Origin of the sequence: Streptomyces viridiviolaceus (assembly GCF_014650995.1) — a bacterium.
GTDB classification, from domain to species: Bacteria; Actinomycetota; Actinomycetes; order Streptomycetales; family Streptomycetaceae; genus Streptomyces; species Streptomyces viridiviolaceus.
In genome coordinates this window covers 1-13,146 of the sequence record NZ_BMWA01000043.1, presented here as the reverse complement: position 1 = coordinate 13,146, position 13,146 = coordinate 1, and the positions used below count along the sequence as shown (strand labels likewise).

At 68.4% G+C, this 13,146-nt stretch carries 13 protein-coding genes; 9 read left to right on the top strand and 4 right to left on the bottom strand.

Annotation, left to right across the window (positions count from 1 at the left end):
* Nucleotides 1–378, bottom strand: a complete 378-nt coding sequence (locus IE260_RS38195) for a hypothetical protein (RefSeq protein WP_079181329.1) — start codon at nucleotides 376–378, stop codon at nucleotides 1–3.
* A 335-nt stretch (nucleotides 379–713) separates the two neighbouring features.
* Here IE260_RS38195 and IE260_RS38190 point away from each other — a divergent pair, with 335 nt between their 5' ends.
* The 5 genes from IE260_RS38190 (at nucleotide 714) to IE260_RS38170 (ending at nucleotide 4,930) form a co-directional block, all read left to right on the top strand.
* Nucleotides 714–980 carry a hypothetical protein gene (locus IE260_RS38190; protein WP_189880486.1) on the top strand — a complete coding sequence of 89 codons (267 nt, stop codon included), beginning with the start codon at nucleotides 714–716 and terminating at the stop codon, nucleotides 978–980.
* Entirely contained in the window at nucleotides 977–1,348 is a 372-nt protein-coding gene (locus IE260_RS38185; protein ID WP_189880485.1) for a hypothetical protein, read from the top strand. Before IE260_RS38190 ends, IE260_RS38185 begins: the two co-directional genes overlap by 4 nt.
* Nucleotides 1,345–2,835 (top strand): ThiF family adenylyltransferase, encoded by a 1,491-nt coding sequence (locus IE260_RS38180; protein WP_189880484.1) that lies wholly within the window; start codon nucleotides 1,345–1,347, stop codon nucleotides 2,833–2,835. Before IE260_RS38185 ends, IE260_RS38180 begins: the two co-directional genes overlap by 4 nt.
* 232 nt (nucleotides 2,836–3,067) lie before the next feature.
* On the top strand, nucleotides 3,068–3,670 hold the full coding sequence (locus IE260_RS38175) for a hypothetical protein (protein ID WP_189880483.1): 603 nt from the start codon (nucleotides 3,068–3,070) through the stop codon (nucleotides 3,668–3,670).
* Between the two features lie 48 nt (nucleotides 3,671–3,718).
* Complete coding sequence (locus IE260_RS38170; protein WP_189880482.1) at nucleotides 3,719–4,930, top strand: HEPN-associated N-terminal domain-containing protein; 1,212 nt, start codon at nucleotides 3,719–3,721, stop codon at nucleotides 4,928–4,930.
* Here the strand turns inward: IE260_RS38170 and IE260_RS38165 are convergent.
* Nucleotides 4,895–5,110, bottom strand: a complete 216-nt coding sequence (locus tag IE260_RS38165) for a hypothetical protein (protein ID WP_189880481.1) — start codon at nucleotides 5,108–5,110, stop codon at nucleotides 4,895–4,897. The two genes, IE260_RS38170 and IE260_RS38165, sit on opposite strands and share 36 nt — an antisense overlap.
* 342 nt (nucleotides 5,111–5,452) lie before the next feature.
* The gene (locus IE260_RS38160; RefSeq protein WP_189880480.1) at nucleotides 5,453–5,635 is read right to left on the bottom strand and encodes a hypothetical protein; all 183 of its coding nucleotides are present in this window, start codon (nucleotides 5,633–5,635) and stop codon (nucleotides 5,453–5,455) included.
* Between the two features lie 289 nt (nucleotides 5,636–5,924).
* On the opposite strand from IE260_RS38160, the gene IE260_RS38155 reads away from it, so the two are divergent.
* Nucleotides 5,925–6,530, top strand: a complete 606-nt coding sequence (locus tag IE260_RS38155) for a transglycosylase SLT domain-containing protein (RefSeq protein ID WP_373303463.1) — start codon at nucleotides 5,925–5,927, stop codon at nucleotides 6,528–6,530.
* A 290-nt stretch (nucleotides 6,531–6,820) separates the two neighbouring features.
* Here the strand turns inward: IE260_RS38155 and IE260_RS38150 are convergent, their stop codons facing one another.
* Complete coding sequence (locus tag IE260_RS38150; RefSeq protein WP_189880478.1) at nucleotides 6,821–9,499, bottom strand: DEAD/DEAH box helicase; 2,679 nt, start codon at nucleotides 9,497–9,499, stop codon at nucleotides 6,821–6,823.
* A 923-nt stretch (nucleotides 9,500–10,422) separates the two neighbouring features.
* Here IE260_RS38150 and IE260_RS38145 point away from each other — a divergent pair.
* Genes IE260_RS38145 through IE260_RS38135 form a run of 3 tightly spaced genes read left to right on the top strand, consistent with a single transcriptional unit; the run spans nucleotide 10,423 to nucleotide 12,941 of the window.
* Nucleotides 10,423–11,079: a class I SAM-dependent methyltransferase gene (locus tag IE260_RS38145; protein ID WP_189880477.1), complete on the top strand. Its 657-nt coding sequence runs from the start codon at nucleotides 10,423–10,425 to the stop codon at nucleotides 11,077–11,079.
* The gene (locus tag IE260_RS38140) at nucleotides 11,076–12,095 is read left to right on the top strand and encodes an HNH endonuclease (protein ID WP_189880476.1); all 1,020 of its coding nucleotides are present in this window, start codon (nucleotides 11,076–11,078) and stop codon (nucleotides 12,093–12,095) included. The genes IE260_RS38145 and IE260_RS38140 overlap by 4 nt, the downstream gene beginning before the upstream one ends.
* Nucleotides 12,096–12,152: 57 nt before the next feature.
* Nucleotides 12,153–12,941, top strand: a complete 789-nt coding sequence (locus IE260_RS38135; RefSeq protein ID WP_189880475.1) for an 8-oxoguanine DNA glycosylase OGG fold protein — start codon at nucleotides 12,153–12,155, stop codon at nucleotides 12,939–12,941.
* Nucleotides 12,942–13,146: the final 205 nt, after the last annotated feature.

Sequence of the window (13,146 nt, the reverse complement as noted above, 5' to 3'; positions counted from 1 at the left end):
TCATCGCGTGATGGCGATCGCGGTGACTATCAGGGCGCGTACGGAGTGTTCGTCGAGGGCGCCGTCGTGGTGAGTGGCGGGCGGGTCGTCGCGGGGGCGTACGACGAGGTGGCCGTGGTTTCCGAGCGAGACGATCCGGCTGACGCCGCTGTCGGTTGGGTCGGGCCGTAGCCGGGCGGCTGCGAGGTGATGCAGGTCGGCCAGGTGGTCGGCGGCGGCCATCTGGCCGAGGCGTCTGTGGAGCGTGACGGCGGCCTCCGGCCCGTAGCGCGCCCGGCGTGCCGCGTCGCTGTTGCAGACGCGGGCGAGCTCCGCGTCGTTGAAGGCGATGTCCACCGGCAGCCCCAGAGACCTCTTGCGTATACCTGTCGCTTCCATGCTACTCTCTCGATCAAGGAAAGTTTCATTCACCTGATGGGTGCATGAAACGTTCCTCGTGATGAAGTGTTCTTGCAGGTCAGATCGGTTAGAACTGGAAGGAGGTACGTCATGCCGGGCAGGTCCAGTAAGGCGAGTGGGTCTGGTGGGAAGCGTGGTCGGAGTGCGGTCACGGGTCGGTTCGTGAAGCAGTCGACGGTGCGTAGGCACCCGTCGACGACGGTGAACGAGCGCGCGTCGCGCGGCTCGAAGAAGAGCAAGTAGGCGGGCTTCGCGCCCGCCTTTCGCATATCCCGGCCTGCCGAGGCAGGCCGGAGGAAGGAGAGGTGGTCGTCATGACGACGGCAGACACCCAGCACCAGGAGACCAAGGACAAGACGGTGACGGTCACGGTGGACGGCGAGCCCGTGACGGGGGTGCCGAAGCGCACGACGCCGAACGCGATCCTGGGCCTGGCCGCTATCGACGCGGGCACGCACTACCTGGTCCGGATCACCGGTCGGCATCAGCACTCGTTCGCCGGCCGCGGGGAGGAGGAGATCAGCGTGCATGAGCGGGAGACGTTCGTGTCGGTCTCCACCGGCCCGACCCCGACCGCATGACCGCGGTGATGCCGGAGGCGGGGCCCGCGGGGATAGTCGCGGGCCTGCGCCGCGCCGGCTACACGGTGGAGCAGAGCGGCAACTTCGCCGTCTTCGACTACCTCGTCGAGGTCGGCCCGCAGGCCGGGACGACGGTACGCATCGGCTTGGAGCTGGTGCCCGACTGGCCGCTGTCGGCCCCGCACGGGCCGCACATCACCCCTCGCCTGGGGCACCCCCACGGTGCGGTGCACACTTCTCCGCTGGGGCCGGAGTGGGAGCACTGGAGCCGGCCGCCCGCCGACTGGGCGCAGGACCGTACGGTCCGCGGCTATCTGAGACACCTGCGCACCCTGTTCGCGCAGCTGGAGAACGGACGCTCCGCATGATCAGCCGCTTCTCGGTCGCGATGACCAGCGAGGTCGCCCAACACCTGACCGGCCACCTGCGCCGTGCGGACGGGCAGGAGGACTGCTGTTTCGTGCTGTGGCGGCCGAGTACCGGCGCCAGCCGTACCACCGCGCTGCTCACTGAGGTGGTGCTGCCGCGGGAGGGCGAGCGGATCGTGCACGGCACGGTGGACTTCACCAGCGCCTACTTCCTGCGCGCCGCAGCCCTCGCAGCTGAGCACCGCTGCGGGCTCGGCTTCATCCACGCCCACCCCAAGGGCCGCGGATGGCAGGGCCTGAACGGCATCGACCACGCGGCCGAGACGTCATTCGCCGCGCAGACCCAGGTGATCACCGGCCGCCCGCTGGTCGGTCTGACTTTCGCGGGCACGGATGCCGGTTTCGGCGCCCGCATCTGGCAGCAGCAGGCCCCCCGCCGCTACGCCCCTACCGAGGCGGAGAGCGTCCGCGTGGTCGGTGGCCACCTGACGATCACCTTCAACGACCGTCTTCTCCCTGTGCCGGCGGCGACGAACCGGCAGCTGCGCACGGTCTCCGCCTGGGGGCAGACAACCCAGGACGATCTGGCCCGTCTGCACGTCGGTGTCGTCGGATGCGGCTCGGTCGGCATGCTCGTCGTCGAAGCCCTGGCCCGCACCGGTATCCAGCGCCTGAGCCTGTTCGACTTCGACACCGTTGAAGAGGTCAACCTCGACCGGCTCCTGCACGCCACCATCCGTGACGTGCGCCTGCACCGGGCCAAGGCCCGTCTCGCCGCCCGAACCGCCCGCCGCGCGGCCACCGCCAAGAACTTCCGCGCGACGTCGTACGAGCTGAGCGTGGTCGAGCCGGCCGGGTTCGCTGCCGCGGCCGACTGCGATGTGATCTTCTCCTGCGTCGACCGGCCCTGGCCCCGCGCCGTCCTCAACCTCCTCGCCTACACTCACCTCATTCCCGTCGTCGACGGCGGTATCGCGGTCGACGCCCGCGGCGGACGCCTGCGCGGCGCCGAATGGCGCGCCCACATCGCCGCGCCCGGACGCGCCTGCCTGGAATGCCTGGGCCAGTACGACCCCGCCCACGTCAGCGCCGAACGCGACGGCTCTCTCGACGACCCCGCCTACATCATCGGCCTGCCCGGCGACCATCCGCTGCGCCGCAAGGAGAACGTCTTCGTCTTCTCTGCTGGAGCCGCGGCCGCGCAGTTGAACCAGTTCGTCACCATGACGACCGCGCCGGGCGGCATCGCCGACACCGGAGCTCACCTGTACCACCTGACCACCGGCACCCTTGAGCGCCGCGAGGACGGCTGCGAGGCGGGCTGCCCCTACGACGGCATGCTGCGAGGGCTCGGCGACGACGCTCCCGTCACCGTCACGGGACGGCATCTGGCCGCCGAGCAAGCCCGCGCTGCACGTGGTCTTGCCGTACGCCGCTGGCCGCTTCGAACTCGGCGTGCCGTCGATGACCTCCTGCTCCGCCTTTGATGATCCGGTGGGATACGGGATGCGAGGCTGGCCAGAGGTATTCACGCGGCCGGCCCGGCTCGCGGAACCGGGTGCCCGTGCGCAACCTGATTACGTTCCGCCGGGCTTCACGCGCTACTGCGGGAGGCTTCGGTGGGTGAGGCATAGCCAGGTCAGGGCCTCTGGCTTGGCAGTGACGAGAAACCCTGGTCTCAGCCGATAATCGTCATGCATCGGAGAGTATGGAGGGGTTGTGGGGGCGGGATGGACGGCTTTGCTGGTGGCCGTGGTTGGTGTGGTTGGCACCTTGGGTGCCTCGCTGTTGACGCAGAGCCGCGCGGACCGCACCAAGCGGATGGAGATGGAGGCAGCTGCGGAGCAGCGGCGTGAGGAACGTGATCACGCAGAGGCTCTCCTCCAGGCGGAGCGGGCCCGGAACCGGGCTGAGGAATCCATCGCCTTGCGCAGGGCGTGCTACATCACGCTCAACACGACAGCCCGCCAGTACCTGACGGCACAGGTCGACTTCATGCACGCGCTGCGTAACGGGACAGGGATTGAGGCCGCGCTCGAGCAGCTTGAGGCCCGCCGAACGACACTTCGGGAAAGCTACGCCGAAGCGCAGATGATCGTCCCCCTGCAGGTAATGGCTGTGGCCGGCGCAGCCAGCAGGCGTCTGAACGCCGGCTACGGACGGCTGAAGCAGATCGCCGCGTCCACCCCCTATAACCAGGAAGACCTGGACACCTTCGAAACGGGCGTCGAACAGTCGTGGGCTCTCCTGTCCGAGATGCGGCAGCAGATGCGGTTCGACCTCGGGGTGGACACGGAGCCCGCGTCTGGCACTGACCTTTGACGACCACACTCGCGCGTCACGCGCGCACTGGAGAAGAATCGACTGCCGATGGGGCTCTACAAGCGCATGATCGAGCAGCAGGACGACCAGGGCTGGTGCTTCACCGATCAGTACGTGTGCACCGGCTGTGTGGACGACGACGTTCTCGAAGCGGTACTGAGCGCCGCGGAGGATGACGACACCGTCTGCAGCTTTTGCGAACAGTCCCCGGCCGCAGAGCTCGACGTCCTGCTGGGGACGTTCGTAGCGGCTGTGTACAACGAGTACCGTTCCGCTGACGACGAGGGTGTCTCCTGGGACGGCAGAGAAGGCGGCTACCAGTGGACCATCCTGGATACGTGGGAGGTGGTAGAGAACTGTGGCGGCTCAGACGTCCTCGTGGGGGAAGGCCTTTTTGATGCCGTATGCGACGCCATCATCGACAAGCCCTGGGTGCCTGTCGACTTCATCGCCCCTCGCCGTGATGAGGCTCTCCGTGATGGATGGGCACGGTTTTGCGAGCAAGTGCAGTACCGCACCCGCTACGTCTTCTGGCTGCGGGAACTGGAGGAGGAGTACCTGGGGGCTGGCGAGGTGTCGGCCGGCCGCATCCTTGACCACGTGGGCGACCTCGTCGACAGACTCGGTCTCGTCAAGGAACTGCCCGCCGGCACTCGCCTGTGGCGTGCGCTGACCCACGACGAACCGCAGGTCGACTGGAACGCGCGGCGCCTGGGCACAGCACCACGTGAGCATGCCCGGCAGGCCAACCGTATGAGCCCGGCAGGTATCCCCATGTTCTACGGGGCAATCGATGCCGAAACCGCGGTCCAGGAGACCTCACTACGCAGTGCAGAGTCCTGGGCGACGGCCGCCGTCTTCGAGACGTCTGCTCCCTGCACCGTCGTCGACTTCACAGGCCTGCCGCCCGTGCCCTCCTTGTACGACCTCGACCGAGCGGCGGACCGCCGCCCTCTCATTTTCCTGAGAGACTTCGCCGCCCAGCTGACTGCACCAGCGCGCTCGACTTACGAGCAGATCGACTACGTGCCCACCCAGGTGGTCACCGAGTACCTCCTGCACGTCTTCCGCCCCCAGACGCCGGTCTCCGGCCTGCTGTACACCTCCTCTCTGACCGGCAAGATGGCAGCAGTCCTCGACGTGCCAAATGAACGCTGCGTCGACCAAGGCACCGACGCGCCTGGCCGAGGGGATAGCCGTCTGACCCTCGTGCTCGACTCCGCCTCACGCCGTACGGTCCCTGTCCGCCGCGATTCGTGACTTTTCTGGCAACTGCCGAAATTCGCTGGAGGAGCTGGCGTGGAGGATCACCTTGATCGTCATGGCGACGTCCTCGTCGTCCTGGTCCTGGCCGTGCTCGTACTGAGTGCGGGCTTCGGTCATGGCACGCTGCCAGCTGCGCTCGCCGCCGCCGTGCTCGCGGGCCAGGCGTGCGGCCATGCCGCGCTGGTATCCGCCGGCCTGCTACGGGTGACGCCACTGGGCTACGCCTCCACCGCGACGTAGCCCAGTGGCTCGGCCGGCCCCTGCCCGTCAGCGATGCCGACCTCCTCCGCCAGCTCTCCGCCGAACGCACCGAATTCCACCGGCCCTGGTGACTGTGAGACGCATCCGTCGTGCCGGTTGTGGACGGGTTGCGCCTCCAACAGAGTCCGCGTGTACGCCTGACCTGGGGTGAAGCGCTGGGATAACACTCAGGACGCCTGTTGCGCTCTGCGTTGCAGTGGGCCCTACGCACGAGACCCCGGGAGCATCGCGGCCCCGGGGTTTCGCTGTCCGGCGTCATGCCCAGGCGATGCCCAACTTCCGCAGCGACTCCAGCTGGTCCGCCGTGAGCTGGTCGCGCCTCGACTTAGTGTTCGAGACCCATACGTCCAGCTTCACGACCACCGGTTCCTCCTCGCCGTGGACCGCGATCTCCTCGGCGTGGCCGCGCGGCACCGGCCGGTCGACGCGTGTACACATTTGCGAGCTGCGCTCTGCCGGCTTCCGGGTGGAGCAAGCCGGGCCGGAAGCCTGGTTTTGCGGCTCTCGGCGTGACGCCTCCCACGAGAGGCAGGTCACGTCCTAGGCGGGATCGTAGAGCCGTACAGCGGTCTGGCGCACAGGAAAGCCACTAAATGACCGAATTGGGCAGTTTCTACTCTCTTGGGTAGTAGGTCACATTCTTGCTTCTTGTTTTCGTGGTCGTTAACCATGTTTCTCGTCGCCGCAAGCAGCGGGTCGGGCCGGGCGGGAATTGCCGGGGCCGTCCTTGTTTGCCGCGTTGTGCGGGGCCTCGCCCCGACGCCCGACAGGCCGCGACCGGATGATCCGGCCGGCGCCTCAAAGACGTCCCCAGGAGACCCCCATGACCGCGATCACCGCTGCGTCCCGCCTCGCCCGTCTGCGCAACCTGGCCGTCACCGGCCTGGTCACCACCGGCGCCGCGGCCGCGGCCCTGACGCTGATGCCGGCCACCGCCCACGCCGCCGAGGCCCCCAAGGCCGCCCCCGCCATCGCCTCCAAGGCCGCCGGCCCCGCCGGTGCCAAGGGTGGGGCGAACAACCTCGACGGCTGGATCAAGCAGTCCCTGGCCATCATGAAGGCCAAGGGCATCCCGGGCACCTACGAGGGCCTGTACCGCAACATCATGCGCGAGTCCAGCGGCAACCCCAACGCCCAGAACAACTACGACGTCAACGCCAAGAACGGCATCCCCTCCAAGGGCCTGCTCCAGGTCATCGACCCCACGTTCAAGGCATTCCACGTCGCCGGCACCGCCAACAGCTCCACCGACCCGGTCGCCAACATCACCGCCGCAGCCAACTATGCCGCCCACCGCTACGGCTCCATCGACAACGTCAACTCCGCGTACTGAGCCACCCGGCGTTCGTCTGACCGCCGAACGCAGTCTCCCGTCGGAGATGACCAGTAGGTACGGGAAAAGCCTTCAACGCCTGCCGGACGGCGACCATCGCGGGGCCCTCGATGCCCTGCTCCCGGCAGCCCGCCTACTAAGCCGTGGCACTGCACGGCGGCGGTCGCCGTGCGCAGCCCCCTCAAACCATCAAGAGCAAGCTCAGTGCCCTTTGCCACCGCGAGACCCCTGTGTGCCCGCCCCGGCGTCGGGCCGACACGAGGGCGGCCGGGGCGGCTCGTGTTGCGCGTCTATGCCCACTGCACGCCCAGTTTTCGTAGCGCGTCGAGTTGTTCCTGGGTGAGTTTGTCGCGCCTGGACTTGGTGTTCGAGATCCATACGCCGAGCTTCACGGTCACCGGCTCCGTCTCGCCGTCGACGGCGATCTCCTCCGTGTGGCCGCGCGGTACAGGCCGGTGGGTGCCTTCGCGTTCGACCCACTGGGTGAGGGCCGTAAGGCCTCGTTGGAACGCCGCCTGGGCCTTGCTCGGGCCCTTCGTCGTACGACCGGCCGCCGGGGCGGGAGAAGTCGCCTCCAGCGGCTTGATGCCCAGCGCGGTCAGCCGCTCCTGCTGCTCGGGGAGGAGCTGCGCCCAGGTGCCCGGCTTGCGCTGCTGCTGGAGCCATCGTCCGAGGTCGTCGCCGTCGAACGTCACGCCGGGCCGGATGTCGGGCAGGACGCCGCCGGCCTCATCGGCGGCGAGTTCGGCGAGGACGCGGTGGTGGCGTTGCCAGTCGAGTGGCCAGGGGCAGTTCCAGTCCGGGTCGATCGCCGTCAGCTGCTCCGCGCGCGTGGCGGCGCGCTCGGGGTTCTTCCCGAGGAGGCCGCCTTTGCGGCGGAGGTTGGCCATGTGCTGTCCGATGGGCACCTCCGTTCCGCCGGCGGGGTCGTCCCAGACGGCGTCCTGCCGCGGAGCGAGGTGGCCCGTGGCCCGCCGGCAGGCCCGGAATACCGCGAGCTTCTTCTCCCACGCCTCCTCGCCCGGATCCCACACCATCCCGGCCTCCGGCGCGTCCAGCAGGGTCTTGCGCCGCTCCTCCAGCTCTCCGGCCCGCAGCGCCTTCCTCTGCTGGTGGACCCATCGCCCGAGCGGAAACGCCTTGGTCGCCCCGACTTCGACCTCGACGTCGTAGGGAACGGCGTAGAGGCCCGTGATCTCGTTCTCTCTCCGCCATCGCAGCAGCGCCTGGTAGCCCTGCAGCCAGACCAGGGACTCGGGCCGGTAGACGCGGGTGCGCAGGAACGCTGCGATGGTCGCTGCGTCGCGCGGGCTGGAGAAGTGAAGCAGGGCCGCCTCGGTGGCGGCCTGCGTGTCGTCGCCCTCCCGGTCCTCGCCGTCGTCCTCGCCGCCGGCCCCGATGATCTGCCCGTCTTCGTCGCGCCTCACGTGGACCTTGCGCTTGCCGCTGGTGAGCGCGCGGGAGGCGAGCTGCTCGACGAGTCGTTCATCATGACTGCGCAGGCCCTGGAGCACGGCTACGAGGGGGCGGAACGAGGCGGAGGCAACCATGTCCTGCGGGTCCTCGCCGGGCTCAAGGAACACCGGCACGATGATCCGCGCGACCTTCGTGGAGCCGTCCTTGTTGAGCCGGAGTGCGCGGCCGATGTTCTGCACGATCTCGACCTGGGAGCCGCGGGTGTCGGCGAAGCAGACGGCCTCGACTCCTCGCTCGCCGGTGATGTCCACGCCCTCCCCGAGCACGCGACAGCTCGCGAGGAACGCGCGGTGGACCCGGCGCCCAGCGGGGTCGATGCCGTTGGCGAACTGGTGCAGGACCTCTCGTCGTTCGGCGACGAGGTGGTCGCCGCACAGCCACGCCGACCACACCCGGTCCGGGGGTACGTGGCGGCCGGCCTCCAGCTCATAGAACTCCGCGTCGATCGACGACTTCGGCAGCTCCTCCGCCTTCGCCAGGTCCTCATCCGAGGCGTCGTTCATGTACAGCTCGGCAGCGGTCTCGGGCAGCTTCTCCGCGAACGCGGCGGCCTCCTCGACCTTCTGGTGGAACGTCATCACGGTGCGCAAGTTGTACGCCGCGGCGTGCTCCAGGAGCGCGGTCTGCAACAGCGCGAGGCGCCGGCCCCGCTGCGCCTCCTCCGACTCTCCAAGGACCGGCGAGGGGTCGCGGATCTCGAGCACGTCGATCTCGAACCCGGCGAGGACGCCCCGCTCGATCGCCTCGCTCAGCCCGAGCTCGGCGATCCACGGCCCGTAGGTGGTCGAGTCCGCGGCCATCGATGCGATCTCCAGCTCCTGGCCCTCCGGACCCTTCTGCGGCCGGGGCGAGGCGAGGATGCGCGGGGTCGCGGTGAGGTAGAGCCGGAAGTCGGCGGGGATCCGCTGGTTGTCGTGGATCGCGGCCCACGGTCTGCCAAGGTCGCCTGCCGTTGTGTGGGCTTCGTCCACGATGGCGAGGTCGAAGCCTGCCATCTGCTGACCGTAGAGGCGCTCCCCGCCCGCCAGGGCGGCTTCCAGCGGCCCGCGGACCTTCCCCTGGCCCAACGGGTCCTCCCAGTCGTCGCGGTCCACGAGGGAGGCGTATGTGGCGAACACGATGACCGGTCCGGACCCGGCCCACAGGGCAAGCTGGATCGGGTTGGTGGTGGTGCGCACCCCCAGCGAGTTGAGCACCGGGTCGTTCTCCAGCGAGCACACCGCGACCATGGGGGAGCGGTGGCCCACCAGGCGCCACGCCTGGGCGGTCTGCACGAGCAGGTCCAAGGTCGGCACGGTGACGAGGATCCGGCCGCCAGGGAAGCACTCCAGCGCGCACGCAGCAGCAGTGATCGTCTTGCCCGATCCAGTTGCGGACACGATCGTGCCCCGCGCCCCCTCTGAGGGTACGGATGACCTTGCAGGGTATCCCACCCACTTGCGGAAACTCGCCTTCTGGTCGACCTGGTGTTCCCGGAGCTGAATCACCGGCATTCAAACGCCTCCCATTCTCCAATTAAAGAATGCTCAGAACCTGCTCTGAAAGCCTGTCCCCTCGATCCCTGATAGGCGGTCAGATTGGTGCAGCGCAAACTCCGTTCACGACGCTCATTGACCGAGAAGAGCATGGTCGAGAGACGAGCAACCCATTAGAATCATGGACATGACTAACGGCTTCTGCGAAGTCATGTTCCTTCCATCCTCCCAGTGTGACCACTGCCGTTCAGCACAGTCGAACCTTCCCCGAAGGGTGTACGTCACGAAGGGGGGAAGCGTTTATCACCGCACCCCAAACTGCGAGGGTCTCAAGGATGGCCAGCGGTACGCCCGCTGGAAAGGCCTGGATGTCCACGACGTCGAGTCCGTCCCGCGCAGTGACGTCCAGGCCCGGTTTGGAGCATGCGAAGTATGCCGCCCAGATCTTCCGCCACCTCCCCGGTAGACATCTGGTGAGCGCCAAAGAGCGCGCTACGGCGACGACACCTACGAGTACACCAACGACCTTTACTGACCGAAACCGGTTGCACGAGGCATGGCTCCTGCTGGACGAGTGCATCATCCAGCTTGGACCCCGCGGATAGAAACTCTGGACCTGTCTCACAGCCGAAGAGCAGCCGCAGCGGCAGCAGTAGCCGCTCTCACCGCAGTCGGAGCTACCCTGCAGGGCATCCTTGGAGCTCTGGTCTCCTTGAGTGTGGGCCTCGTGATGACCGCGGCAGTTACCGTGGCGCTCCAGCAGAGCACCGTGCGCAGAGACAAAACTATGCGTCACCGCGCCGACTCCGCGCCTGACTGCGGTCAGAGCCCTGCTCGAGGGTGGCGGCCGGCCCCCGCCCACTACCGGCGCAGGGGCCGGGCCGGTCAGCGCGCGGGCACGTGACGGCTGGAATGTCAGTGGGGTTGCGTAAGTTGGCGTCATGACTGGTCCACAACACAGCCCGCACGAGGACGACGCCGTGTCGGCCTTTGGGCCGGGCCCGGGAGTGCAGGCGTACTACGCCCGCCAGGCCCAGCGCCTCGGGCGACACTACGAGAGCGTGACCTTCGACGACGTCCACGGCGCGCTCTTGGACCTCCTCCCGCCCGCCGGAGCCCGGGTGGTGGACGTGGGGGCGGGGACGGGGCGCGATGCTGCGGCGCTGGCCGCACGCGGTTACCGGGTCACGGCGGTGGAACCGGTACCCGAGCTGCGCGAGGTCGCCCAAGGCCTGCACACCGGCGACAACCTCTGCTGGGTGGCTGATGCGCTGCCGGGTCTGAACCGTATCGTCGGCCTGTACGATCTGGTCCTGCTGTCAGCGGTGTGGATGCATCTGGAGCCGGCCGCGCGCGGCCGGGCCATGCAGCGGCTGGCGGACCTGCTGGCACCGTCAGGCCTGCTCATGATCTCCCTGCGGCGGGGCAGCCCCCCACCCGACCGGGTGATGTTCGACATCCCCGCTGCCGACGTCATCGCCGACGGACAGCGCGTGGGACTGCGGCTGGTGCGCCAAGTCGATGACGGCCCCGACCGTCTCGGCCGCGGCGAGGTGTGGTGGCAGGCTGTCGCCCTGCAGAAGGTGGCACCGGCATGACCCACCACCGGGACTTCTACGCCTTCGATGCATCGCCGCGTGCCTCCTGGCGCCTGGCCGTGCTGATGGGGGCCAACGCGCGCACCTACAAGTTCGCCCTCGGCCAGGCTCTGCTGGACCTGGCCCAGCAGGGCCGCACCTTGGTCGAGCTGGCCGAACTCGCCGCCGCCTACAGCCTGCACCTGGTGCGGCACCTGGCCGACAACCCGCAGGCACCGCACTCGGTGCAGTTCGGTGACAACGACTTCCTCACCGTCGCCACCCAGGAGAGCGCCGCCACCCTCACCGCCGGACACCCCACCGAGCGGCTCGTGGCCGCCGCGGAACGCTCCATGCCCGCCATGGTGATGCAGAAGTTCCACAACCTGCGCGGCCAGACCACCGTGCCCCACACCTTCTACGAACTGGCCGGCCCACCGGGCCACCGACAGGTCCGCCTGACACCCGCCCTGCTCCGCCTCGCCCAGTCGGAACAGACTCCGCTCTTGACGGCCGAACTCGCCGCACGCTGGAGCATCGTGGAATGCTCCTTCACCACCGGCGTGGGCCGCAGCCTGATCCACGAAGGCGTCATCGTCGACCGCGACACCCTGCAGATCACCGACAAACGCCGCCGCAGACCGGTGACCGGTCTGACCCAGGCCACCGCCGGGTTCCAGCACGGCCGCTGCCTGATCTGCACTAACCCCCTGCACCCCGACGCCGCCATCGCCGTCGACCACGTCTTCCCGTTCTCCCTGATGCACCGCCTCGCCGCCGTCGGACCCTGGCCCGGCCCCGACCTGGACGCCCTGTGGAACCTGGCCCCCGCACACTTTGCCTGTAACCAGGCCAAGAGCGACCGCCTGCCCACCCAGGCCGAACTGGCGCGCCTGGCCGCCCGCAACGACGCCATCATGCACTCCCCGCACCCCCTGCGCTGCACCCTGCAGCTCACCCTGAACACCGCCTGGCCCGGCCGGTCAGCGGCGTCGTGGCCGCAGTTCCTCACCGCAGTCCAGCGCATCATCGAATAGACCTCCCCGGGCGGGTCGGCGAGCATGATGGACGGCAGTGAATATGGGGGAGTAGGCATGGGGTGGAAGGACGGCGCGGCTGAACTCGACGCGCGCATGCTGCAGCGTCCGCTGCCGGCGGATGCAGCGGCCAAACTGAGAGCCTGGCTGACCACCGAGGGCGCGCCGTACACGGACGGTACCGGCAGCCATGCCGTGCGATACCGCCCTGCCTCCTGGGTCGGTATCCGGCCATGGCCCAGCCTGCTCACCGACTGCAGCGCACAGGGCTCGGCGAAGCTCAGCCGGGCAGAGGTGCTGGCGGTGGCCCGAGCCAGTGAAGAGAGCGCCGACTGGCTACCCGCCCTCGTCGCCAGCTACGTCTGGGGACAGGGCAGCAATGGCTACGGACCGTACCGTCTGGCAAGAATCCTGAGTACGCCCTCGCTCCCGGCTTACCTGGCGAAGGCCGTCTCGCTGCTCGCGGACGACGGCGCAGTCCCGGCCTACCGCAGCATGCGCGGCGCCGTGCCCGGGCTGGGCCCGGCGTTCTTCACCAAGTTCCTCTACTTCGCCGGCAGCGCTCTGCCCAAGGTGCCGGGCCCGCGTCCGCTCATCCTCGACCAGCGCATCGCCCGCACCCTACGTGGCTATGCAACTCGAGCCGGGCAGGAAGCAGGCCTGGACCAGCCCGCGCGGCTAGCCGGATGGCTGTGGAGTGACGGAGGCTGGACACCGCACCGCTACGACGTGTACCTGCAATGGATGCACGCCGCCCAGGGTCAGATCACGCTCTGGCCGCCTGCTCGGGACCTGCTGGAACTTGCCATTTTCAGCGGCTGCTTGGAAGCGGGCGGCCCTTCGTGATCAGCGTGCAGGACGGCAGGTGCCAGATCATCCCGTGCAGGTCTCCGGCGTAACCTGGGCCTGGCTCTGTCCGCAGTTCCCATCACAGAACGGGCCGAAGACGCAAGCCCGTCGGAACTCGATCACGGTGTCCTACCTTTCAAGACGTGGGTCTGATCTGGTCATTCGTAAGATCGGAGGGCCCAGGGGCTCTGGGTATGGCTGT

Coding starts and splice junctions, on each gene's coding strand:
- IE260_RS38185 (WP_189880485.1), top strand. CDS start 977: ATGACCGCGGTGATGCCGGAGGCGGGGCCCGCGGGGATAGTCGCGGGC.
- IE260_RS38195 (WP_079181329.1), bottom strand. CDS start 378: ATGGAAGCGACAGGTATACGCAAGAGGTCTCTGGGGCTGCCGGTGGAC.
- IE260_RS38160 (WP_189880480.1), bottom strand. CDS start 5,635: ATGTGTACACGCGTCGACCGGCCGGTGCCGCGCGGCCACGCCGAGGAG.
- IE260_RS38190 (WP_189880486.1), top strand. CDS start 714: ATGACGACGGCAGACACCCAGCACCAGGAGACCAAGGACAAGACGGTG.
- IE260_RS38140 (WP_189880476.1), top strand. CDS start 11,076: ATGACCCACCACCGGGACTTCTACGCCTTCGATGCATCGCCGCGTGCC.
- IE260_RS38145 (WP_189880477.1), top strand. CDS start 10,423: ATGACTGGTCCACAACACAGCCCGCACGAGGACGACGCCGTGTCGGCC.
- IE260_RS38180 (WP_189880484.1), top strand. CDS start 1,345: ATGATCAGCCGCTTCTCGGTCGCGATGACCAGCGAGGTCGCCCAACAC.
- IE260_RS38170 (WP_189880482.1), top strand. CDS start 3,719: ATGGGGCTCTACAAGCGCATGATCGAGCAGCAGGACGACCAGGGCTGG.
- IE260_RS38135 (WP_189880475.1), top strand. CDS start 12,153: ATGGGGTGGAAGGACGGCGCGGCTGAACTCGACGCGCGCATGCTGCAG.
- IE260_RS38150 (WP_189880478.1), bottom strand. CDS start 9,499: ATGCCGGTGATTCAGCTCCGGGAACACCAGGTCGACCAGAAGGCGAGT.
- IE260_RS38165 (WP_189880481.1), bottom strand. CDS start 5,110: ATGGCCGCACGCCTGGCCCGCGAGCACGGCGGCGGCGAGCGCAGCTGG.